The sequence below is a fragment of the Virgibacillus litoralis genome (genome assembly GCF_017873675.1).
GTDB lineage: Bacteria > Bacillota > Bacilli > Bacillales > Amphibacillaceae > Lentibacillus > Lentibacillus litoralis.
The window spans coordinates 12,077-35,621 of record NZ_JAGGKK010000011.1; the positions used below are offsets into that span (position 1 = coordinate 12,077).

Sequence of the window (23,545 nt, forward strand, 5' to 3'; positions counted from 1 at the left end):
AAAAAAGATGGTTCACAACCCGCATCTATCGCGGCAATGTGAACCACCTTTTTTGTTTATCCTAAGATTGCACGATCACTTTCAAATTGCTCTCCTCTAATTCGCTTGAATTCATGCAATAACTTTTCGATTGTCAGCTTCTGTTTTTCTTCACCTTTTACATCTAAAATGATTTGTCCCTTATCCATCATAATCAGACGATTCCCTAAATCTAACGCCTGTTGCATGTTATGAGTGACCATTAATGTAGTTAAATTGAATTTATCCACTACATCTTTGGTTAGATTTTTAATTAACTCTGCACGAGATGGATCAAGTGCAGCCGTATGCTCATCTAACATAAGAATATTTGGTTCGGTAAACGTAGCCATTAACAGTGACAATGCTTGTCGTTCTCCACCAGATAGTAAGCCAACCTTTGCTGTTAGACGATCTTCCAGGCCAAGATTCAATGTTTTTAAGTAGTCACGAAACAATTCTTTTCGCTTTTTGGTTACCCCAATGCGAAGCGTGCGTTTTTTATCACGTGCATAGGCCATGGCCAAATTTTCTTCAATTGTCATGGTTGGGGCTGTGCCTGCCATCGGATCCTGAAAGACTCTTCCAATAAATTTTGACCGTTTATATTCTGGTAAACCTGTCACTTTTTTATTACCGATATTAACAAATCCTACATCTGGAATAAGGGTCCCGGAAATAACATTCATCAGGGTTGATTTCCCAGCACCATTACTGCCGATAACAGTAACAAATTCACCCTTTCCCATTGTTAAATTCACCTGCTGTAATGCCTTTTTTTCATCAGGTGTATTTTCATTAAATGTTAAGGAAATATCATGAAGATCTAACATATTAAGCCCCCTCCGCAGTGGAACTGTTTAGTTCTTTTTGTTTTTGCCGGCGCCGCATTTTTTCTTTTTGTGCCTTCATTATTTTTGGCGTAATTAACGCAGCAACTACAAGTAATGCGGTAATTAGTTTCATATCACCCGTTTCTAAAAACTCGACACGTAAAGCAAGTGTTACCACAATACGATAAATAATCGCACCACCGATCACGGCAACCGTCGTAATGGCGATTGTCCGTTTTCCAAACAGAGCTTCCCCAATAATCACCGAAGCAAGACCAGTAATAATCATCCCTATTCCAAGCCCAACATCAGCAAATCCGCCATACTGGGCAACTAAAGCTCCAGATAAGGCAACAAAGGCGTTAGAAACACCAAGACCCAGAATAATTAATGTATCCGTGTTAGCCGATAAACTTCGTATCATTTTTTGATTATCTCCAGTAGCTCTGATCGCCAGTCCTACCTCAGTTTTAAGAAAATAATCGGTCAATAGCTTGATGAAAATGCTAACAAATATCATAAAAATAAGAATAGCCCATGTACTGGGTACTTGAGCTGAGCCGAGTGTTTTCAACATGCCATTGAGCACTTGATCAAAACCTGTTCCTTTCCAAAATCCTTCCACTTGCGTAAAAAGTGTTGATTCATTAAGGAGGGATAAATTCGGCCGACCCATTATCCGTAGATTAATAGAATAAAGTGCAATCATCATGATAATACCTGATAATAATGGGTTTATTTTTCCCTTTGTATGAAGAACACCTGTTATACTGCCTGCTACAAATCCGGCTATTGTACCCAAAATTGTGGCTGTTACAGGATCTGTTCCATTTATAATAGAAATGGCAGCGACAGCACCGCCTGTTACAAAACTTCCATCCACTGTTAAATCGGGGAAATCTAAGATACGAAAGGATAAGTACACACCAAGCGCCATTATCGCATATATAATTCCTGATTCAACTGCTCCAAACATTGATATAAACACAAGATGTCCTCCTCTCTACAGCAAAGGATACAATTGGCCCCTCTAAGAAAGGGGCCAAATTCCTATCTCTTATTCAGGCTCAACGAACTGAGCTTTTTCATCCCATTCTTCGTTCCACTCAATGCCTTGTTCCTCTGCTGCTCCTTTATTAATAAACAATTGCATTTCTGCTGGGTATTCTACTGGAATATCCGCAGTTGTCTTTTCGCCTGTTAACACTTCTACAGCCATTTCACCTGCACGAGTACCAATTGTATGATAATCGATTCCGTATGTGGCAAAACCACCTTTTTTGAGTGAGTTTGGTTCGCCAACAATCAATGGAATATCCTGATCATTTGCTACCCCAACGACACTATCTAATGCCGATACAACAGTGTTATCTGTAATAATATACATAACATCGACTTCACCTACAAGTGTTGTCGCTGCTTGTTGTACCTCAGCAGATGTTGAAACAGTACGCTCAGCTACACTCAAGCTTGAACCTTCAATTTCTGCCTTCACCGCTTCTATCTGAGATACAGAATTCTGCTCACCAGCGTTGTAAATAAGCCCAACCGTTGAACCCTCAAAGTACGAATCGATAAAGTTTACCGTATTCTTAATCGCATCCGGGTGAAGGTCAAGTACCCCCGTAATATTTTCTCCCGGTTGATCCATCCCATCTACTAGACCTGCTCCCACTGCATCCGTAACAGATGTAAAAATAATCGGAATGTCCTGTGTCGCCTGCAATGCACTCTGGGCACTCGGTGTGGAATTTGCAAAGATTAAATCAACATTATCTGCTACAAAGTTCTGTGCTATAAGACTCGCATTGTTTTGATCATTCTGTGCGTTCTGAAGATCAAACTTTACATCCAAACCCGCTTCTTCAACCGCTTGTTTAAACCCTTCATATGCCGCATCCAGCGATGGATGTTCAACAATTTGAGTTGCCCCTATTGTATAAGACTGTTCATCTTCCTGATCAGCCTCTTGATCAGTCTCTTCCCCTGATTCTGATCCCGAAGTCTGCTCTCCTTCAGCATCTTCACTGGTCCCACAAGCCACCAATGATAGTAAGCTAAACAAAGCTATAATTAGAAAAGCTAGCCATTTTTTCGTCATTTGTTTACCCCCTGTATTCTCCACTCTTTTAGAAATTTTCAAAAGATTTATGCCATATTATATCACAGAACAAAATTGATAACACTGTTTTTATGCATTATTTTTTATAAATATAAATAATATAGATGCAAAATTGATTAAAACAGCAATTTAATGAATATTTATTCGCGACAGCCATTGATTAATTAGAAAACTTGGCATTCGCCAAGCCTTTGGGCTAATTGCCTTAGTTGTACTTATGCAGTAAGAAAGTAGTTATACTTTCTTATCTGCTAAAAAAATGAACCCTTCCTTGTAATCAGAAAGGATTCATATATATATATACTAATTACGCTTATATTGTGCTTTAAGTTCACACCCTTTTATTCTATCACCTAGATTAATACCTTTACTCTACATCGATTAAAAAGACTCTATCATTAAACCCACCGCGTTGTTCCGCTTTTTTCTTGCGAATCTTCTCAACCTCTTCCATAGAGCTTTTATGCACATGTGCCAGTGTATGCATTAATTCAAGCAAGTCAGCTAGCTCATCTAACGCATCTGGATCATTATTAGCAGCTAAATATTCCTGCAGTTCTTCCTTGGTCTTCTTTCTAATTTCTTTTATATAATCTTCATCAGATAGCGTTGCAGTATTTGCTTTCTTACCCGTCATTGCAATGATTCCCGGTATTTTATCTCGTATTAGCTTGTTGTATGTTGGCATTTCGCACTCTCATTTCTTTTTTTACTTTTATTAGAAACTTGGCTTATCGCCAAACCTTAATATAGATAAGCCTTAGTTGCACTTATGCAGTAAGAAAGGATTAATACTTTCTTATCTGCTAGAAAATCACACAAATAATATCTTACTATCTTTTCAGAACTAAATCCACCTAGCGAATTATGTATTGCATCGTCCTACCTTTTAATATACAAAAGGCAAAATGCTGCACCCAGCATTCAGCCTTCCACATCACTCGTATTCTTCTTCATCCTTTAAAAAATCATCATAATGTTCCATTTCCTTATACCGTTGCTGCTGACGATAGCCATACATAATATTTCTTACGACTTTATCACTTTCAAGTCCTGAGCCGATCGCCCCTACTACAGTAGCAACTGAGGTAACAAGCCACGTCAATTGAAAATAGTATTTGAAACTGACTTCTCCCTCAAGTCCTACTGTTTCGGTAAATACTTCTGGTGGGACAAAAAAGGCAACAGCAATCAGAAACAGTATATAGAGCATTGTATAGTAAACCAGTACAGCAATACCAAGGGTTATTACTGTAGCTGTATTATATAGCAATCTAAGTTTCCGATGGCTTTTCCTTGTTGGCTTCTCCCACAAATTATGAGCAAAAATAATCCAAATGATCATACCCAGCATGGCTGCTAGCATCAACACAACAAAACGTGTAGGCCCATAAGCGACACTAAGCTTCCAAAGGGAAGGGAATACCAGTCCGTAAGCACCGGTTGCAAATGCGATAGCAACTACACGTTTAAATGCAGGAATAATTGACCATGGTCTGTTTGCATGGGCCATTCCAAAGAGTAGCCTCTGTCTTCCATTAAACCTCGGAACAACTATAAAACGCACATCGGCTTTTTCTATTCTGTCAGGAGGCTTGATTTTACGGATTGGAGAAAAAGCGGAATCACTTCTTAATAAACGCAAATTATTTATGGCAGCACTATCTAAATCCTTGTTTAAAGCCTTGCCATGTCCGTTTACTCGATAATATAATTCACTTACCATTTGAATGATTGCTTTTTCTACCCGCTTACCCACTGGCAAAATTCCAAACGCTGGAATAGAAATTTGCGCTACCCCTTCTTTATCATTAACATCACCCAATACGACATCTTTCCCCGAAAAGATAGGAAGATCTGTTAGGCATACAGCATAATTCCAATTATGTTCCTGTTTTAAAACTGCTGCTCTATTAATTATCTCGTCCACTTTTTCTGCAGCTCCTGTAAGTGGATCACGAATTATTTCAACCTCCCACAATAGGTTTTTATCAATATTGCTGGAGAATGCATCTGGCAATTTGTCCACTAATTTATAAGCGATCGATTCTGGTAATTCAGGGGCTGGGATTATTCCTACGGTCAATTTTTTCAAATCAAAATTTCCTCCCCTCTTCTGTTTACAACCTATATTAATTGACATACGTTGGTTTTCAACTATTTTCCTTATAATACCCTTTTTATACTAATCCAAACAAAGAAGTATGAACAGAGTAATAGCTTACTTCAGATCCCTCGGACACCATCACAAATATGCCGAACCCTCATAGGCTCGGCATATTCTATATATCTAATACAGTTTAATTATTTGCCGGATGTTTATACACATATTCCGGGTAATCTGTAATAATCCCGTCGACATCAAGATTGAATAACCGATCAGCTTCTGCCTGCACTCTTACCGTGTAAGGATAAATATCCATGCCAGTCGCATGCACACGCGCCACAAGCTCATCTGTAACTATATTCATATTTGGATTAAAGTAATCTGCATACGTTGCGAATTCGGCTAACTGCCCATTAGTAACTCCAGCCCAAGTCATTCCAGCTAGTACACCATGTGGAACATTCGGCAAAAGTTCCTTGGATACTTGCATCGATTCGTGATTGAATGACTGGATAATAATTTTTTCGTTTTGCGGATGTTGCATATTACGTTCGATTAAAACATCCGCGACTTTTCCTTCAATTCCAGGATATAACTCCGGTGATTTCAGTTCAATCAATATCCCGATTTTCCCACGGTATGCATCGATTACTTCTTCAAATGTAGGAATCTGTTCTCCAGCAAATTCTTCCCCGAACCAGCTTCCTGCATCCAGTACTCGAATTTCTTCTAACGTGAAATCACCAACAAATCCTCTGCCATCAGTCGTACGGTTTAGTGTTGTATCATGGATGGCGATCAATTCTTCATCTTCTGTCATTTGTACATCAATTTCGATGTAATCTGCCTTCATATCAACTGCCTTTTCAAAAGCAGCCATCGTATTTTCAGGTGCATGGGCAGATGCACCACGATGTGCAATATTTGCAACCCCTTGCTGCTTAGAAAAATTCTCCTTCATTGCAAATACTGGTGTTTCAAACAGGCTTAAAAAAACAACTCCCATTAAAATAATTGGAAAAATACGTCTCATTAATAATCCTCTCCCATATCGTGTATATTTCTTTCATCTATCATTTTAAAGAGAGATTATTAATTTCGAATGAATACAAAAGTAATTTTTTGCAAAGAAAACCACGAGATTAGTAGCATGACAAAAGTCACTAAAAACATAATACGAATCTCTATCCATCTAACCTTCTCACTAATCCAGCTGATTTTCATACCCTTGTTTAAAATTGAAAATGTACAGTTTCTGGTTTTTCTATAATATCTTCGTTTGCATCAAGAATTTCGCTTGTTGATAGTTTAAAAGATTTGATAGCCTCAATATTCGTTTCGTCAATGATAAACCCCATCGTTCCTGTCTTCTCTTCCCCGGGACCATATTCTCCGTTTAGATGTTCCAGGTAAAACTCTTCTTCCCAACTTATTTTTTCTCCAGTATTTAACTCAATCATTGCAACTGGATTAAAAAAGACAGGCTGTTTAGACGTGTTTTTTGCTGTTATATTTAATTTAATATAATTAAATTGATTTTCTTGCTCTGTGTATCCATGAAAATAATCAATCAAATGTAGTTCGGGTGAGTAATTTAAAATTTTAATATTTTTAAATGTAATCTCTATTGGATTGATATCTAGTGTTTCTTTGCTATCTGAAACGGCTTTTAATATAATTTTTCCATTCTCATCTTTTGCAGTTTCTCCAATGGTGGTTAAGCCTGTATCATTAACCGCCTGTGGATAGTTGCCACTTTCATTCTCTTGTGCCGAAACTACATTATCATCCGAATTTTCCTCTTTCATTTCCTTAGAAGAATCCATAGAACAACCTACTACCAAAAAACCTGAAAGTCCAAAGAGTAAGAAGTTTTTTTTCCAAGATGTCATGTTTATCAAGTCCTTTCATTAGAAAGTCAGCTCTCGCAAACTAGAATTTTCACGCATCCTATCACTGTGAATAATCTGCATTTCACTGAATAATAGTTAAATCACATTATTATATAAAACAACCACTCGCTACCCACAAAGGTAACAGGTGGTTGTTTTTCGATGTCTAATTTACTTTTAGTCTGCCTTCGATCCTTTTTCAAGGAGACGGAAAATGTTATTACCAAAGTCAGTGTTGTCAATTTTACCTGCAAACCAGCTAGAATGTGGACCGTAAGCATAAACAGGGACATCAACACCGTCATGCCCACCAGTAGTCCATCCCGTTCTGGAACGATCTGTAAAAATGTCTTCAATGGTGTTGTCAATTTCCGTTACACCTTGACCATCAGCATTCTTAACTGCTTGCGTTTCCTCATCTGTTAAGTCTAGTTCAATATACCGCTCTAACGTTTCTTCTACACCGGCCCCGTCTGCAATTTCCGTTGCCATGAAGTCAGGCGTACGTTCTGCAGCTTTAATCGATTCTGGCAACCAGTTATATGGTCCACCACTACCAAGCGCCATACCACCCGTTTGGTGATCTGCAGTTGCAATAACAAGCGTATGCTTATCCTTTTTTGCAAACTCAATGGCGGCGTTAAATGCTTTCTCGAAATCTTCCATGTCACTCATCGCCGAAACTATATCATTGTCGTGTCCAGCCCAATCAATTTGGCTGCCTTCTACCATTAAGAAGAATCCATCTTTATCCCTCTTTAAACGGTCAATGGCACTGGTTGTCATTTCACCAAGAGAAGGAACCTTCTCTGTACGATCAATCATTTTCGGCAATCCGACCGGAGCAAATAAACCTAATACTTGTTCATTTCCATCATTCAACAGTTCTTCACGAGTGGTAACGTAACTATAACCGTCTTTTTGGAATTCTTTCGCTAGATTACGATCTTCCCTTACAAAATAATTCGTTCCACCACCAAGTATAACGTCTATTTTATGTTCGCCATTAATCATTTCATCATAATAATCATCGGCGATATCGTTGTAGTTATGGCGTGACTTATCATGTGCACCAAACGCAGCAGGTGTCGCATGGTTTACTTGAGAGGTTGAAATCAATCCGGTTGATTTACTTTGTTCTTTTGCTAGTTCCAAAACTGTTTCCACTTCCTGGCCCTGACGATCAACGGAAATTGCACCATTATACGTTTTAATGCCGGCTGCCATGGACGTTGCGGAGGCAGCCGAGTCAGTAATGTTCTCTTCATCATCGTGAGGGTTTACTGATTGCATGCCAACTAGATAAGGGTCAAACCCAGTATCTTCCATTAATGGCGTTGATGGATCATCTTTTAAATAGCGGTAGGCTGTCGTATAAGCTGGGCCCATGCCATCACCAATCAAGACAATCACGTTTTTGATTTTTGCTTGATTCTTACCCCCTTGTGCAGCTTTAACATTTGATAATGAACCTTGCAAGCTACCAAGAGCAACCGCGGACATTACTGCAACTGGCAATAGTTTCTTCTTCAAGCCTTTTCGAACCAAAATAAAACCTCCTTAGAAATTTTTTCTACATTGCCTACACTACAGGAAAGTTATTAATCTAGTATTAATGGTATGTAAATAGTCCCTAAATTTCTGTGTGAATAAAGTACCATGTCATGGAAGGATGAAGCCCTCCCTCAATCTTTACTTATAAAGTCAATTAAAGTACTATTTATAACAAGCGAAAATTTGTTAAATTTAAATTATTTAGATTAAATATAAAGTAACCTGACATAGATTGCTGAACGAAGAAGGTGGAGTAGTGAACCTTACATATTTCCTGTTTTTTTTATGTATTATTGTTTGTACATTAATTATTACTTACTGGGCGGCAAAGCAAAGCAAGACGACAAATCAATTTTATATTGCAGCTGGGAGTTTAACGGGTGTACAGAATGGCATGGCGATTGCTGGAGATTACATTAGTGCTGCATCTTTTCTGGGAATTGTCGGTACGATAGCAATTAACGGTTTTGATGGGTTTTTGTATGCGATTGGATTTTTAGTCTCTTATTTAATTGTATTAATTTTCATTGCTGAACCTGTCCATCATTTAGGTACTTATTCTCTCGGAGATGTAATTTGTTCACGTTTTCCAAGTTATAAGATGCGCTGGATGATGGCAATTGGAGCATTTATCATTTCTATTTTGTACATGATTCCGCAATTGGTAGCGGCTGGTCTTTTAATACGCTTACTTCTTGATATTGACTATTCAACTTCCGTATTAATAATCGGAAGTCTAATGACGGTTTATGTGGTTTTTGGAGGAATGTTTGCAACGTCATGGGTACAAATCGTAAAAACGGTCGTGCTTCTTTCTGGCACTTTCCTGCTCTCATTAATCGTGTTTTCGCATTTTGATTGGAGTATAGCTGAGCTGATTTCGCAGGTGAAGTTGGGAACGCCGCTGCGGGATCAGTTTTTCATGCCTGGTAATTTGTTCGGCAGCCCCTTGGAAACACTATCGCTTCACTTGGCTTTAGTACTTGGAACAGCTGGTCTCCCGCATATTTTGATTCGCTTTTTTACCGTCCGAAATACACTGGAGGTGCGCAGATCACTGTTAACGGCGAGCTGGATTATCGGGATTTTTTACATTATTACGCTTGTACTAGGACTTGGCACAGTTGCGCTTATCGGATACGAGGAATTGATTGCACATGATCCAACTGGGAATTTGGCTGCACCATTATTGGCAAATGAGCTGGGAGGAGACTTCCTGATGGCCTTTATTGCAGCGATTTCATTTACGACTATTGTTGCAGTCGTAGCTGGTTTAGTGATATCTGCTACAACTGCTTTTTCCTATGATATCTATTACCATATTATTAAAAAAGGACAAACGAACGAGAAGCAGCAGATACGTGCTGCACAATGGACTGCATTTGTCGTTGGGCTTATTTCTACTTTATTTGCACTTGGACTGCGGAATATTAATGTTACATTTCTTGTCTCCTTGACGTTTATTGTCGCTGCCTCTAGTAATTTACCTGTTCTTTTGTTTACGATTTATTGGAAGCGCTTTACCCAAACAGGAGCAATTATCGGAATGGTATGTGGATTAACAGCCTCACTGACGCTGCTGATTTTCGGTCCTCATATTATGAATCCGAATGGGGGCTGGATTGCGAGAGAACCTTTTTTTCCTTTACATAACCCAGGTATTATTGCCATTCCAATCGGATTCTTAGGTGCGTATCTTGGATCGATATTTTCAAATGAGCCACAGTCCAGCAATTCTGACTTCAGACGGTTCTTTATAAAAGCACAGACCGGTATTGATACGAAGGAGGACAACCAGTGAAATACTTGACGATTATTTTATTTGAACGTCTAGGGCTGTTGCTGGTATTCGCATTTGTGCTTACACGTATCCCCGGATTCAAGTCATTGCTTTATCGTGAATACTCGAAAAGAATGTCATTTGTACATGCTTGTATGTTTGGGCTTTTTGGAATTGCCGCAACAATTACAGGTATTGTCATTGAAGGCGATTCTGTTGTTAACCGCGAGTTTGTCTGGTTTGTCGAGGATGACCAAATGGCTGTCAGTTCCAGTCTGGTTGCCATTGTCATTGCCGGGTTATTAGGCGGGCCGGTAGTTGGACTAGGGGCGGGATTGATTGCTGGAACGCATCTTTTTTATCTTGGTGGTATCGGCGTCTTGGCAAACAGTCTGGTCAATCCACTGACAGGATTATTAGCAGGATTAACTGCTCAATTTTTTTCAAACGAACGGGTGATTTCCCCATGGAAGGCATTGTTTATCGGTGTCTTTCCACCAATCCTGCAGATGCAGCTGCTGCTCATCTTTGAGCCGCATTCAGATGACATTATCTCACTTGTCAATACGATTGGATTGCCGCTTGTCTTATCCAACAGTATTGCTATTGCGATTTTCACAGCTATGATCAGCATTGTACTCCGTGAGCAAGAAAACGAGGCTGCACTGGCTACCAAACAAGCCTTAACAATCGCAGAAGAAGCTCTTCCTTTTTTAAAAAAAGACTCTTCGCGAGATATGGCGTCTGGAATAGCTAATTTACTATATGACCGTTTGAAATTAGCCGCAGTCTCCGTAACGAATGAAAAGGAAGTTCTTGCTCACAAGGGGCTTGGAGAAGATCACCATCGTGAGGGAGATCAGATTATTACCGCTTTATCCCATCAGGCAATTTATTCAAAACAGATGCAGATTGCCCATTCACGTGCAGAAATTCAGTGCAACCATATCAATTGCCCCCTAGAGGCTGCGATTATAATTCCTATTATGGATGCAAATGATGCAACTGGACTGATCAAATTTTATTTTCGTAAAGCACAACACATTCGTCCAGTAGAATTAATGCTAGCACAAGGCCTTGGACAGTTAATATCCAATCAGCTGAATACAATTGCAACGGAAAAAATGAAAACACATATACGCGACGCAGAATTGAGAAATCTTCAAGCGCAAATTAATCCGCACTTTTTATTTAATACACTGCATTTGATTGCTGCATTGTTTCGGAAAGACCCAGAAAAGGCACGCCATATTACGGTTAACCTAGCCCATTATATGCGTTTTAATATCGGGCTTGTTTCATCGTCACTCATCCATCTGGAAAAAGAATGCCAGCATGTAAAAGCATATATTGAAATCGCCCAGACCCGTTTTTCCAGCCAGCTGCAGATCTTTTTTTCAGAACCAGATGGTATTTCAGAAGTGTTTATCCCACCCTCAACAATCCAGCCACTTGTAGAAAACAGTGTCCAGCATGGCTTGAAAGATGCTACAACTGGCGGGGTCGTTAAGGTAACAATTCAAAAGCTGGACACCTTTATTCAAGTTTCAGTGAGCGACAATGGCTGTGGTTTCCCAGCGAATATTTTAAACCAGGCGGGACATCAATTGTTGGAATCTGATAAAGAAGGGGGCGCAGGTTTGTATAACGTTAATCAGCGTTTAATCCATTTACTGGGAGACACTGCACGCTTACATATACGCAACCTGCCTTCCAGTGGAAGTGAAGTGTATTTTAACATTCCGTATAAAGATTAATGGTACGAGGAGGTATTTTTATGAAAAATATTCACGTCATGATTGCAGAGGATGAACAATTCACCCGTGAAGAATTAATCGACTTGCTGAAAAAAGAACAGGATGTCATTACCCATCCAAGTGCTGAGAATGGTCAACAATTAATAGATCTATACATGGAACATGAACCTGATGTTATTTTCCTTGATGTTCAGATGCCGGGTATTGCGGGTGTTGAAGCAGCGAAGCGAATCAAAGAGCTTTCTTATATTCAGCCGCCGTTATTCGTCTTTACAACCGCATATGACGAATATGCTATTGATGCATTTGAAATTGACGCTGTCGACTATTTGTTAAAGCCTTATGATGATTCACGTTTTCAAAAGACAATGAAACGAATCCGAAAACAAATAGTGCAGATGGATATGAATGAGAACAAGCCCTTCCAGCTTGATGTCCAGTCCCCTGCATCAAAATTACTCGTTGATGATGGGGAACGAATGGTTGTTTTATCTCCAGATTCCATTTATTACGCAGTTCCATTCAAACGTATGCTGGAGATCCATACAAAGGATGAAGTGATTGAAAGCCGGATGACATTACAGGAACTGGAAGAAAAATTGCATGGACTATCTTTCTTCCGGACACATCGAAGCTATTTAGTGAACTTGAATTATGTTCGGGAAATCACACCATGGTTTAACGGATCAAGTAATGTAACGCTTAATGATAAAAACGGTACATCATTACCGGTTAGTCGTTCTGCAAGAAAGATACTCCTTGACGTATTTAAACATTAACCATTGATGATTGATTTTAGACTATTCAGACATAGATGATTGCAATTGGCACAAATTCTCTCTCCTATAAACTCCATTCATTTATACTATTTAGTAAGCGCTTTCAGATAAGTGTGAAGTTGTGCATCTCAGCTATTCAGATGGCAGGCTACAATTATTAATAGGAGGAGGAATTCAATCTTCTTACTATAAAGAATGGATTTTAACTGCTGTAAGAGAGGTTTCTAAGGGCAGACAAAAACCTCTCTATCTACAAACGAGGAGGGTAATCATGAGTAATGTAAACGATTATAAGGCAGATGAAAATACAGATGAAAGGATAGATTTTGTAAAAGTTGAACAGAGTGAGAAGTTTCAATGGTTAATGGACGAAAGGAAAAGGTTTATCGTTCCCTTAACAATATTTTTTCTTGTCTTTTATTTTATGCTTCCCATTCTCACGTCCTATACGACTTTTCTAAATACACCAGTAATCGGCGATATTTCATGGGTATGGCTATTTGCCTTTTCACAATTTGTTATGACATGGGTGCTATGTACGATTTATGTAAAGAAAGCAGCATCTTTTGACAGGCAGGCGGATGAAATCATTAATGAACAGCTTAATAGTAATAATAAAGGAGGTAATGCCGGATGAATGCAACTGTCGTCATACTTTTTCTTGCTATTGTTGTACTAACACTCATTATTACGTACTATGCTGCCAAACAAACCCAATCAACTACTGACTTTTACACAGCTGGTGGTGGCTTGAAGGGCTGGCAAAACGGGGTCGCAATAGCTGGAGACTATTTATCTGCGGCTTCATTCCTTGGTATTGCAGGTGCTATTGCGTTATATGGTTTTGATGGTTTCTTTTATAGTATTGGTTTCCTTATAGCCTACTTGGTTGTTCTATTTTTGGTTGCAGAGCCACTGCGGAACCTTGGAAAATATACACTTGCGGATATGCTTAAGGCACGATTCGATGCTGACAAAGTCAGGGGAGCTGCCGCACTTAATACGATAACTATCTCTATCTTTTATATGATTGCACAGCTTGTCGGAGCAGGAGCCCTAATACAGTTGTTATTTGATATTCCTTATTGGATGGCTGTTCTGATTGTTGGTGTAATGATGACGATTTATGTTTTGTTTGGAGGAATGATCGCAACCAGTTGGGTTCAAATCGTAAAAGCTGTTCTGCTTATGGCTGGTATGGTTATTATTTCGTTCCTTGTTTTATTGAAGTTTAACTTTAACATCGTCGATATGTTCAATGATGTTAAAACTGTTACTAGTAATGGAGAAAATTATCTGAAGCCAGGTCTAAAGTACACAAACCCATTGGGAACCATTTCCCTAATGATTGCATTAGTACTTGGTACAGCTGGTTTGCCACATATACTTATGCGCTTCTTCACAGTTAAGGATGCTAAAACCGCCCGAAGTTCTGTCATTACAGCAACATGGGTGATTGGTATATTTTATGTACTGACATTATTTCTTGGTTTTGGAGCAGCAGCTTTTGTTGGTGAAGCAAATATTCTTGCGGCGAACCCTGGCGGAAACATGGCAGCACCATTACTCGCCGAAGCATTGGGCGGGGAAATACTATTCGCATTCATATCGGCAGTTGCTTTTGCTACCATTTTAGCAGTAGTTGCTGGTCTTGTCCTATCAGGTGCATCGGCATTTGCGCATGATTTATATGGACAAATCATTAAAAAAGGAAAAGCATCTGATCTACAGCAAATGCGGGCAGCACGATATGCTTCTCTAGCAGTATCTGTTCTTGCAATTATTCTCGCATTGTTTGCGCAATACTTAAATGTAGCATTCCTAGTTTCATTAGCGTTTTGTATTGCAGCGAGTGCAAATCTTCCAGTCATAATTTATACAGTTTACTGGAAGAAGTTTAATACATCAGGTGCTGTCACAGCAATGTTAACCGGTTTATTCTCAGCGTTAATTCTAGTATCTATGAGTCCAAGTGTTTTCTCACCGGTAGAAGGTGCAGCATTGTTTGTCGGGGATCCGATTTTCCCTCTTTCAAACCCTGCTCTTGTTTCAGTTCCATTAGGTTTTCTTGGAGGATTTCTTGGTACCCTATTCTCTAAAGATGGAAGTTCAAAACGATATGCCGAAGTAAAAGTGAAGGCAAATACCGGATATCGAGAAACAGGAAGCTAAAGCGAATCATGAGCGACTGCCATTGCGGCAGTCGCTCCTTTTGTTTTACTGGTTTCTTTCGGCTTGCATCCTCATCATGCTAAAATTGTAAAGCTTGCTGAAACAGAGAAATGGCTGAACAGTGCTCCAGCACCATTCAGCCTTATTTTATTTAAACCTAATTATTAATATACTTCTCAAAAACGTCTCCAAAGTCTTTCTCGTGATACTCCTCACGAATCGACTTCAACCAGTCGAACCCAAACTCTGTTAACTCTTTATATTGTTCTGCAAGCTTCGTTTCAGAAGTTCTTGAATGCTGCAACACTGTCACAGCTTTAGCTAAACTTTCTCCAGCCATCTCTGTAATAATCGCATTCTCATGAGTTGTTTCAGCAATAAATAACAGGGCCTTATATAAATCTTTTAATTTATCAATTTCGTCTTTATGGACATCAATACTTAGTGGTTCTTTTCCTAACGTGAATTTGATTTCGATATCCAGATCGATTTTTCCTGCTGTCTCAAGGGATACATCTGAAATCTTGTATTGTGAGTATGGATAACGATTTAGTGTTCGTTTAGAAGAAGCGGCATTTTCACCATTTACATGAATTAGTGCCAGGTTAGTGAAGCAATATTCATCTGCTTTTGTCTTAATCAGGAAGTAAATTTTTTCATCATCTTCGTGTCGGACGTAATCATCCGCGTCTGTCTTATCATAGTCCTCTGGGCCAATAATTCTCCCAATATCGGATAAGCCTAATGCATCTGAAGCTAATTTTTTAAACATTCCCGTGACTCCCCTTCTTATAATTATTTTCCTATTAATTATACCATTAACGGGCTTTAATGACACTCACCCATTCCTCTGTCTGTGAATAGGCTGTTACGATATTCAAAACGGAGGAGTGACGAACCAACATGAATAGAGAATTTTACTATACTATCCAGCCAGGTGATAATTTCGGGATACTGGCTGAACGATTCCATATACCAGCAGAACAAATTTTCAAAAATAACCCTGGAGTGGACCCGTACAATCTTCGGGTGGGGCATCGCCTGCTTATTCCAATGAGACAACCCGATCTCAGGCAGAATGATTGTATTAGTCAGGCTGAATTCGAATTTAGAAGTGATAATCGAAGGCTTTGGGAAGAGCATGTTGCTTGGACCAGAATGACAATTATCAGTTTGACGTTTAATCTGCCAGATGTAGAATTTGTTATCGCACGCCTTCTGCAAAATGCTACAGACATGGGTGATGCCATCAGACCCTGCTATGGTGACCGTCTAGCTGATATATACACTAATTTGATAAAAGAACATCTCATATTTGCCGCGGACCTTGTTAAAGCTGCAGTAGCAGGTGATCAGCAAGCAGCAATGACTGCTGAGCAAAAATGGTACGCTAACGCAGATGAGATTGCTAGGTTCTGGAGCAGTGTAAATCCTTATTTGTCCGAGGAAGGTGTTAGAGATATGTTTTATCGGCACTTAGATTTAACAAAACAGGAAGCAGTTTTTATGATAAATATGGATTACCAGAAAGATATTCAAATCTATGATGAAATTGAGGAACAAGCTTTGGCGATGTCAGATGCTATATCAATTGCAGTAGTGAAACAATTTCCTGAACTATTTGCGTAGATCAAGTTGAGTAGGAGGCATATGCCCCTACTCAGATTATTCCTATTACTGCGAATTGAGGTTGAAATCCTGCATCTCAAGTTGATAAATCACAATTGAGGTCGATATCCTGCTTTTCTGGTTGATAAATCATAATTGGGGTCGAAATCCTGCATCTCAAGTCGATAAATCACAATTGGGGTCGAAATCCTGCATTTCAAGTCGATTAATCTCAAAAAATCTTTAAATATGCAGCCTTACAGGACAGTAAGAGTTAACCTGCTATTAAAAGACATTTACTCATGATTCCAGCCAGGTTTCTGAGATTCTCTCTTTCTTTCTATGCTCTCGACATTATACTCCATCAAAGGCTTAACAAATTTCTCATAACGTTCCTTCTTGAATCTCTCTAATTCCTCGGGTGTCATGTCCTTCGTTACCTCCGATACATGTCTTCCCGGAAGTTGATCAAACTCCTCCTTCGTCATCCATGTCACGTTTCCATTTTTGATAATGAAATGTTTCATAATAATCCCTCCTTCACAGAACAAAAGTGCAAGCGCCTGTTCAGCGCCGTATGGACTGGACTGACCCGTGTGAGATAAAGGATACACGAAGAGCGTAAGCGATTCGATGTTGACTTATCGTAGACACGGGGAGGGAAGTCCACTAGGCGCTAGGCGCTGGAGCTGGACGTCGCTAATTCGGAAGTCCAATTATCCACAGCATTTAAATTTAATAATTTCCTATACACTATTAAAAACCCCTTCATGCGTTGGATTCATAAAGGGGTTTTCTACCGATTTATCACTCAAAGCATGGGCTTTGCTGGTGGGAGCACCTTACATTTGCAGGTTGCTGTGACGTCGTTGAGCCAGTTCTCTCGATCACTCTTGATAGCTATTCAATTACATAAAGTATATAAGAGTTTTAATGATATTTCAATGAATTACCGCCAGCACATTAATTCATCACTGTTGGTTACACTAATATAAAGGCTTTGTTAAGTTTGTTGACTTATTAAAGTAATGAAAACACGTAGTTGATAGAAACTGCGAACTAACATGGAAAAATAGCTGAGTGCTTTGACACCGCTTCGGAAATACACTACGCTTTCCGTGGGCGGCTGATGAGCCTACTTGCTCCTACGTCGCTGCGTAGTCTCATCTAGGCCTCAGCTCCCACAGGAGTCTACGTGTATTTCCTCCGCTGGGTATTGCTCACTAAAACTTAAAAAAACAAGATTTTATACCACTTAACTAGCAGTTGGAATATGCGAGACTCCTGTGGGACAGCGATCCTAAGAGACCCCACAGGGAGCGTTCTTTGCGAGCGAGGCAGACTAAGTACGCCACGTCCTGTGGCAACGTCTGCACTAGCACGTCCTATACGTCGGAGGCTCGTGGTGAGCCCACGGAAAGCGAGTATATTCCAGCTGCGTCGTTAGGGAGCCTCACGAAATGCTTCTAATAGGACTCCCTTAGTTAGTTCGCAGTTTATACCAATTGCGATTGTTAAAGAGCAACAAAACTTACGAGAGAGCAAATATAATAATCGGATTGCGGTGACTTTAATGGTGTGGTTAATCATTCAAAATCTTATGTCCCTCAACGAGTTAAGCCTATTGAATTCCATTTCACTGCCCCAATTAATTGAAGCCCACAGGGAATTCAGCGACATATTTAAAGAATACTGGCATCAGAGTGTATTTCTAACACCAAGATGGTGGTTCTTAGTTATGCTTAGCATACTACCGGCCATTATCTGGTGGATATTAGTTAATAAAAAGAGAATTATTGAAATTACAGCATTCGGATTATTCTATGGTGTTGCAGCAATTATTCTTGATTCTATTGGAAGCAACGCCTTAGCCTGGACTTATCCTTATATCCTTTCGCCGTATTTACGTCCGCAATTATATCCTTATGATGTTGGTGTTGTGATCATATCCTTTATGTTTTGTTATCAGCTGTGGAGTAACAATTCTAAAAAATTCTTCTTATTTTCAGGACTGCTGGCTGCTTTTTTGGCCTTTGTTGCTGAGCCGATTATGGTATGGCTAGGCCTTTACAAAACAATATACTGGAAACATATTTATTCATTCCCGATTTACTGGCTTTTAGGCATAATATGCTGGGGAATCATTATGTATTTTAAAAAATTGGAACAGAAGCAGTAATATCTTATTTCTCCTGTTCTTTTCTATTCCTTTTATGGAAAAGATGAATGTTTTGACTTTTACATTCGTCTAATTAGTAAGGAGTTGTAAAAAGAGCGGTAAAAGAAATAGGGGGAAATTATAATGTTATCCAAAAAATTCTCTTTCCTGATGGTTCTAATAGCCTTGTTAAGTCTAGTTATAACTGCATGCAATCAGGGTGGATCACCTGAACCCACAGATGAATCTGACCAAGAAGAAACAACTGAGAATAGTGAAGAAACTAAAGATAACACCGAAAATAACAAGTCTGATAAAGATAAGAAGGAAGAAACAGAAAAAGATAAACCATCTTCTGAAAAGAAAAATAATGACTCATCGGAAAAACAGGATGATTCCGATAAACAAAAGATTGAAGATGATGGGAGTGCTAATGAAAAACTCCTTCCTGTAGGAACATTATCATATGGAGATAAAGGCGAAAAAGTTAGTATGATGCAAGAAGCTCTGAACAGGCTAGGTTATTCATTGACGGTTGATGGTGACTTAGGATGGACCACCGTTTGGGCGATAAAAGATTTTCAAGCACAGGTACCTGCCTTAAAGATTGACGGCATTTACGGGGAAGGTACACGTGAAAATATTCAAAAGGCAATAGATGGTGAGCTAGAAGTAAATCCGGGCACTGGTCTGGAAAAGAATGAAGAGCAGAACGACAATGAAAAAAATAGTAATGTAGTGTCCAATCCATCAAGTATTCTTGCTTTAGTGAATAAAAACAACCAACTGCCAGCTAGTTATGTTCCGAAAAATCTTACAAACCCCAATGTCAGGTTTCCATTTACAGAAGACTTACCAAAAAAACAAATGCGAGAAGTAGCAGCAAGTGCACTTGAGAGAATGTTTAACGCTGGGGATAAGGCAGGGGTCGACCTTTTCGCACAATCTGGCTATCGTTCATATGACAGGCAGCAAGCCATTTTCGCAGCAAATGCTAGTGAACATGGGCGCGAAGCAGCAAATCAATTCAGTGCACAGGCTGGGGAAAGTGAGCATCAAACCGGTCTGACTATGGATGTCACTAGCGCTGATATCAATTACCGGCTGAACACTAAATTTGCCAATACTGACGAGGGTGAATGGGTAAAAAAGCACGCCAGTAAATATGGTTTCATCATTCGTTACCCAAAAGGAAAAACTAGTATCACGGGCTATCAATATGAACCTTGGCACCTTCGTTACATTGGTGAGAAAGCTGCTAAATACATTGACAGCAATAATATTACGCTGGAACAATACCTCGGTTCCCAATAATAGCATTTATACAGAGCTTGGACGCGGTTTCCAAGCTCTTTTTTTTAATTAGTCAAGTGATAACAATGAGCCGAGAGCACCGCAATATTCACCTTTTTCCAGAAAAACTGGCTCTTTTCCTGCCAGTTTAGTGTATTCTTCAATAATATCTCTTAAAAGGGGATTTGACAGGAATGACGAGCCGATATAAACAATGGAACCAACGTTATATTGGGCTGCCATTTGTGAGCTAATCGTAACAATCACCTCACCTATCATGCCAATAATTGAGGCCAAGATGTCTGACGCTGAGGGGTTATACGCTAGCATTGACTCCTTTTTCCCAAAGTTGCTTGCAGTCAAATCTCCGGAAATTGGCGGCAGCGCCCCTTCGAAGATATCTTTTACTTTAAGGTCCACATTTCCCCTGTCACCGTTACTTGCTAACTTTACCATCCTTGCATAGTCCTCAACTCCGGTTAATAAATAAGCAAGTCCCATTAATGTTCCGCCACCAATACCAGATCCACCAATCCGCTGTTGTTCCCCTTCATTGACATGATGAATTGATGTACCAGTACCAACATTTACAAACATAAAATTGTTCTCGAATGAATGCCTTTGCTGACCAGCCAAAAACTGTATACCACGGTTAGTTGCATCAAATTCAACCAGCGTTTTGGCAGGTGCCATAAGTTTTTCAGCGAGCAACTGGCTTTTCCCGCCAGTGATGCAGACTGTGGGATTCTCAAAGGTATCATAGAGCCATGAAACAGCATCGTCGATATCTTGTGAAGGGAATGTTTGATAGCCAATATTATCACTTCCCCTATATGCTACCTTTACAAGCGTACCTCCCGCATCAATTCCTATTTTCATTTGTATCATTTCTCCCCTCAGAATTCTAATTTCTATGAATAAAGATAAAACATTTCAACCGGTTTATAACCGCTATCAAGTAAAATTACACCTTTGCCCACGGGGGATTACTGTCGTGCTTCGTTAGATCCTAAAACGACATGATAGTCATCTAAATACTGTGCCAATTCTCCGAATCTTAAACCTGTACTCCCCATCTCGTAAAGAAATACCATGGTCGTGTTCTCTCTGTTTCCCCATTCAAATAAGCTATTCCCCATTTTCTTCCCACCTCTTAATAGCTGTTATTTTATTTTATCAAAAAATTATCAAATTTGATAAAATAACTGTTGTATGTTTATGCATAACTGTGTATAATAATACATAATCTAATTATGAAACGGAAAGGATTTGATTTTAGTGGCCAACACAATTTCAAAACCGCAATTAAACGAAAAGGATTTTTTAACATTAAGCCAGTTAAGTAAAGCAGAAATAACTGGACTGTTAGACGAGGCTGTTGCTTTAAAAAAACAGACAAATGAAGGAACACGTGAACCTCATTTAAAAGGGAAAGTTCTTGGAATGATTTTCGAAAAAGCATCTACCCGTACCAGAGTTTCATTTGAAGTAGGTATGCTTCAGCTTGGAGGGGAGGCTATTTTCCTTAGTTCTAATGACAGCCAAATCGGTCGAGGAGAATCAATTTTTGATACGGCAAACGTATTATCACGTTATGTTGACGGTTTAATGATCCGAACCTTCAGCCATGACATTGTTGAATCCTATGCACAGCATGCCACTGTACCTGTTATTAATGGCTTGACCGACATGCACCATCCAACACAGGTGCTTGCTGATTTATTAACCATTTATGAGCATAAGGGGAAACTTTCAGGATTAAAACTTGCCTTTTTAGGTGATGGAAATAACAACATGTGTCATTCATTAATCGAAGGTGCGGTTAAAGTTGGGATGGATATTGCTATTGCTTGTCCCACCGGTTATGAACCGAATCAGGAAATTTTGCAGCAAATGAAGCAAGAAGCTGAACAAAATGGAACAAAAGTAGAATACAGTGAAGACCCATATGGTGTGATAACAGATGCAGATATTGTAGTTACCGACGTATGGTCGAGTATGGGGCAGGAAGATGAAAATGATCAGCGAAATAAAATTTTCACACCCTATCAGGTAAACGAAAGTTTGTGTGAAAACGCAAAATCGGATTTCATTTTTTTACATTGCTTACCCGCCCACAGAGGGGAAGAGGTTACAGCAGGCATCATAGATAGCCCGCATTCTGTTGTATTTGATGAAGCGGAAAATCGCCTGCATGCACAGAAAGCTTTATTAAAACTATTACTAGAAGATGGAGGGATTAAACATGGCTAAAGAAAAAATCGTGTTAGCCTACTCAGGTGGTTTAGATACTTCTGTATCGATTAAATGGTTACAGGAGAAATATAATTATGATGTTATCGCACTGGCAATTGATCTAGGAGAAGAAAAGGATTTAGAAACGGTACGCCAAAAAGCATTAAATGTTGGTGCTATAAAATCAATCGTTATCAACGCTAAAGATATGCTTGCAAAAGAATATCTAATGCCAGCATTACAAGCAAATGCTCTGTACGAAGGTAAGTATCCATTATCCTCAGCGTTAAGCAGACCATTAATTTCGAAGTTACTTGTCGATGTAGCCGAACAGGAAAATGCAGTAGCTGTTGCTCACGGATGTACCGGAAAAGGAAATGATCAGATACGTTTTGAAGTTTCTATCAATGCACTTAATCCTGATCTTCAAGTGGTGGCACCAGTAAGAGAATGGGGAATGACCCGTGATGAAGAAATTGCTTACGCAAAAGAGAAAGGTATTCCTGTCTCAGCTAATTTAGACAATCCATTTTCGATCGATGCAAACATTTGGGGAAGAGCTTGTGAAGCGGGTGTATTGGAAAACCCATGGAATGAAGCACCTGAGGAAGCATTTGCATGGACCAACCCAATCGAGGCAACTCCGGATGAGTCTGAATATGTTGATATCACGTTCGAAGGTGGTATCCCTGTGGCACTAAATGACGAATCAATGGAACTTGTTGATATTATAGAGACATTGAATGAAGCTGGCGGCAAGCATGGTATAGGGCGAATTGATCATATTGAAAACCGCTTAATCGGCATTAAATCACGCGAGGTTTATGAAAATCCGGCAGCATTAATCTTAATCAATGCCCATCAGGAAATGGAATTTCTGACACATACAAGAGAAGTAAGTCAATATAAAAAAACAGTTGAACAGCAATATGCAAAGATGATTTATGAAGGTCTTTGGTATTCACCGTTACGTCCAGCAATAGATGCATTTGTTTTAGAGACACAAAAAACGGTCTCTGGGAAAGTTCGAATCAAGCTGTTTAAAGGAAATCAATTCGTCGTTGCCCGGAAGTCCGAATATAGCTTATATAACGAAGAGCTAGCTACCTATGAAAAAGGTGACATGTTTGATCATACAGCTGCAGTTGGGTTTATCAAACTGTGGGGATTACCAACGAAAGTTCATGCCGAAGTCAATAAAAAAGCAACTGATCCGGTTAAACAGTAGGGAGGATTA

General features: G+C 39.3%; 22 protein-coding genes and 1 riboswitch. Of the genes, 10 read left to right on the plus strand and 12 right to left on the minus strand.

Annotated elements, in window-relative coordinates; translation table 11 throughout:
* Positions 1-56: 56 nt before the first annotated feature.
* From J2Z82_RS10545 to J2Z82_RS10580, 8 genes are all read right to left on the minus strand, one after another.
* Positions 57-851, minus strand: coding sequence for an ABC transporter ATP-binding protein (locus J2Z82_RS10545; RefSeq protein ID WP_209480759.1), 795 nt, complete (start codon positions 849-851; stop codon positions 57-59).
* Position 852: 1 nt separating this feature from the next.
* Positions 853-1,839 carry an ABC transporter permease gene (locus tag J2Z82_RS10550; protein WP_209480760.1) on the minus strand — a complete coding sequence of 329 codons (987 nt, stop codon included), beginning with the start codon at positions 1,837-1,839 and terminating at the stop codon, positions 853-855.
* Between the two features lie 69 nt (positions 1,840-1,908).
* The gene (locus J2Z82_RS10555; protein ID WP_209480761.1) at positions 1,909-2,952 is read right to left on the minus strand and encodes an ABC transporter substrate-binding protein; all 1,044 of its coding nucleotides are present in this window, start codon (positions 2,950-2,952) and stop codon (positions 1,909-1,911) included.
* A gap of 388 nt (positions 2,953-3,340) precedes the next feature.
* Entirely contained in the window at positions 3,341-3,661 is a 321-nt protein-coding gene (locus J2Z82_RS10560) for a nucleoside triphosphate pyrophosphohydrolase (RefSeq protein WP_209480762.1), read from the minus strand.
* A 249-nt stretch (positions 3,662-3,910) separates the two neighbouring features.
* Positions 3,911-5,068, minus strand: coding sequence for a hypothetical protein (locus J2Z82_RS10565; protein ID WP_209480763.1), 1,158 nt, complete (start codon positions 5,066-5,068; stop codon positions 3,911-3,913).
* Between the two features lie 205 nt (positions 5,069-5,273).
* Positions 5,274-6,113 carry a glycerophosphodiester phosphodiesterase gene (locus J2Z82_RS10570; RefSeq protein ID WP_209480764.1) on the minus strand — a complete coding sequence of 280 codons (840 nt, stop codon included), beginning with the start codon at positions 6,111-6,113 and terminating at the stop codon, positions 5,274-5,276.
* Positions 6,114-6,312: 199 nt separating this feature from the next.
* Entirely contained in the window at positions 6,313-6,972 is a 660-nt protein-coding gene (locus J2Z82_RS10575) for a DUF4352 domain-containing protein (protein WP_209480765.1), read from the minus strand.
* Between the two features lie 177 nt (positions 6,973-7,149).
* On the minus strand, positions 7,150-8,520 hold the full coding sequence (locus tag J2Z82_RS10580) for an alkaline phosphatase (protein WP_280922995.1): 1,371 nt from the start codon (positions 8,518-8,520) through the stop codon (positions 7,150-7,152).
* Between the two features lie 262 nt (positions 8,521-8,782).
* Between J2Z82_RS10580 and J2Z82_RS10585 the strand changes: the two genes are divergently transcribed.
* The 5 genes from J2Z82_RS10585 (at position 8,783) to J2Z82_RS10605 (ending at position 15,014) form a co-directional block, all read left to right on the plus strand.
* Positions 8,783-10,327 (plus strand): solute symporter family protein, encoded by a 1,545-nt coding sequence (locus J2Z82_RS10585; protein WP_209480766.1) that lies wholly within the window; start codon positions 8,783-8,785, stop codon positions 10,325-10,327.
* Entirely contained in the window at positions 10,324-12,063 is a 1,740-nt protein-coding gene (locus J2Z82_RS10590) for a LytS/YhcK type 5TM receptor domain-containing protein (protein ID WP_209480767.1), read from the plus strand. Before J2Z82_RS10585 ends, J2Z82_RS10590 begins: the two co-directional genes overlap by 4 nt.
* A 20-nt stretch (positions 12,064-12,083) precedes the next feature.
* Entirely contained in the window at positions 12,084-12,842 is a 759-nt protein-coding gene (locus J2Z82_RS10595; protein ID WP_209480768.1) for a LytR/AlgR family response regulator transcription factor, read from the plus strand.
* Between the two features lie 271 nt (positions 12,843-13,113).
* The gene (locus J2Z82_RS10600) at positions 13,114-13,479 is read left to right on the plus strand and encodes a DUF485 domain-containing protein (RefSeq protein ID WP_209480769.1); all 366 of its coding nucleotides are present in this window, start codon (positions 13,114-13,116) and stop codon (positions 13,477-13,479) included.
* A complete protein-coding gene (locus J2Z82_RS10605; protein ID WP_209480770.1) occupies positions 13,476-15,014 on the plus strand; it encodes a solute symporter family protein in 1,539 nt (512 codons plus the stop codon). The genes J2Z82_RS10600 and J2Z82_RS10605 overlap by 4 nt, the downstream gene beginning before the upstream one ends.
* A 157-nt stretch (positions 15,015-15,171) precedes the next feature.
* Here the strand turns inward: J2Z82_RS10605 and J2Z82_RS10610 are convergent, their stop codons facing one another.
* A complete protein-coding gene (locus tag J2Z82_RS10610; RefSeq protein WP_209480771.1) occupies positions 15,172-15,786 on the minus strand; it encodes a PH domain-containing protein in 615 nt (204 codons plus the stop codon).
* A 131-nt stretch (positions 15,787-15,917) separates the two neighbouring features.
* Here J2Z82_RS10610 and J2Z82_RS10615 point away from each other — a divergent pair, with 131 nt between their 5' ends.
* Positions 15,918-16,643, plus strand: coding sequence for a LysM peptidoglycan-binding domain-containing protein (locus tag J2Z82_RS10615; protein WP_209480772.1), 726 nt, complete (start codon positions 15,918-15,920; stop codon positions 16,641-16,643).
* A 275-nt stretch (positions 16,644-16,918) separates the two neighbouring features.
* Here the strand turns inward: J2Z82_RS10615 and J2Z82_RS10620 are convergent, their stop codons facing one another.
* On the minus strand, positions 16,919-17,149 hold the full coding sequence (locus J2Z82_RS10620) for a hypothetical protein (RefSeq protein WP_209480773.1): 231 nt from the start codon (positions 17,147-17,149) through the stop codon (positions 16,919-16,921).
* 274 nt (positions 17,150-17,423) lie between these two features.
* Positions 17,424-17,525, minus strand: a riboswitch (SAM riboswitch).
* A gap of 835 nt (positions 17,526-18,360) precedes the next feature.
* Here J2Z82_RS10620 and J2Z82_RS10625 point away from each other — a divergent pair.
* Both J2Z82_RS10625 and J2Z82_RS10630 read left to right on the plus strand, forming a co-directional pair.
* Positions 18,361-18,801 carry a CBO0543 family protein gene (locus J2Z82_RS10625; RefSeq protein WP_209480774.1) on the plus strand — a complete coding sequence of 147 codons (441 nt, stop codon included), beginning with the start codon at positions 18,361-18,363 and terminating at the stop codon, positions 18,799-18,801.
* Positions 18,802-18,924: 123 nt separating this feature from the next.
* A complete protein-coding gene (locus J2Z82_RS10630) occupies positions 18,925-20,094 on the plus strand; it encodes a D-alanyl-D-alanine carboxypeptidase family protein (protein ID WP_209480775.1) in 1,170 nt (389 codons plus the stop codon).
* A 48-nt stretch (positions 20,095-20,142) separates the two neighbouring features.
* On the opposite strand, the gene coaW is transcribed toward J2Z82_RS10630, so the two are convergent.
* Positions 20,143-20,952: a type II pantothenate kinase gene (coaW, locus tag J2Z82_RS10635; RefSeq protein ID WP_245251431.1), complete on the minus strand. Its 810-nt coding sequence runs from the start codon at positions 20,950-20,952 to the stop codon at positions 20,143-20,145.
* A 107-nt stretch (positions 20,953-21,059) separates the two neighbouring features.
* Positions 21,060-21,212, minus strand: coding sequence for a hypothetical protein (locus tag J2Z82_RS10640; protein WP_209480777.1), 153 nt, complete (start codon positions 21,210-21,212; stop codon positions 21,060-21,062).
* A gap of 139 nt (positions 21,213-21,351) precedes the next feature.
* Between J2Z82_RS10640 and argF the strand changes: the two genes are divergently transcribed.
* Together argF and J2Z82_RS10650 are read left to right on the plus strand one after the other, a co-directional pair.
* Positions 21,352-22,326: an ornithine carbamoyltransferase gene (gene argF, locus J2Z82_RS10645; protein WP_390313525.1), complete on the plus strand. Its 975-nt coding sequence runs from the start codon at positions 21,352-21,354 to the stop codon at positions 22,324-22,326.
* The gene (locus J2Z82_RS10650) at positions 22,319-23,536 is read left to right on the plus strand and encodes an argininosuccinate synthase (RefSeq protein WP_209480778.1); all 1,218 of its coding nucleotides are present in this window, start codon (positions 22,319-22,321) and stop codon (positions 23,534-23,536) included. Before argF ends, J2Z82_RS10650 begins: the two co-directional genes overlap by 8 nt.
* The last annotated feature ends 9 nt before the right edge of the window (positions 23,537-23,545 follow it).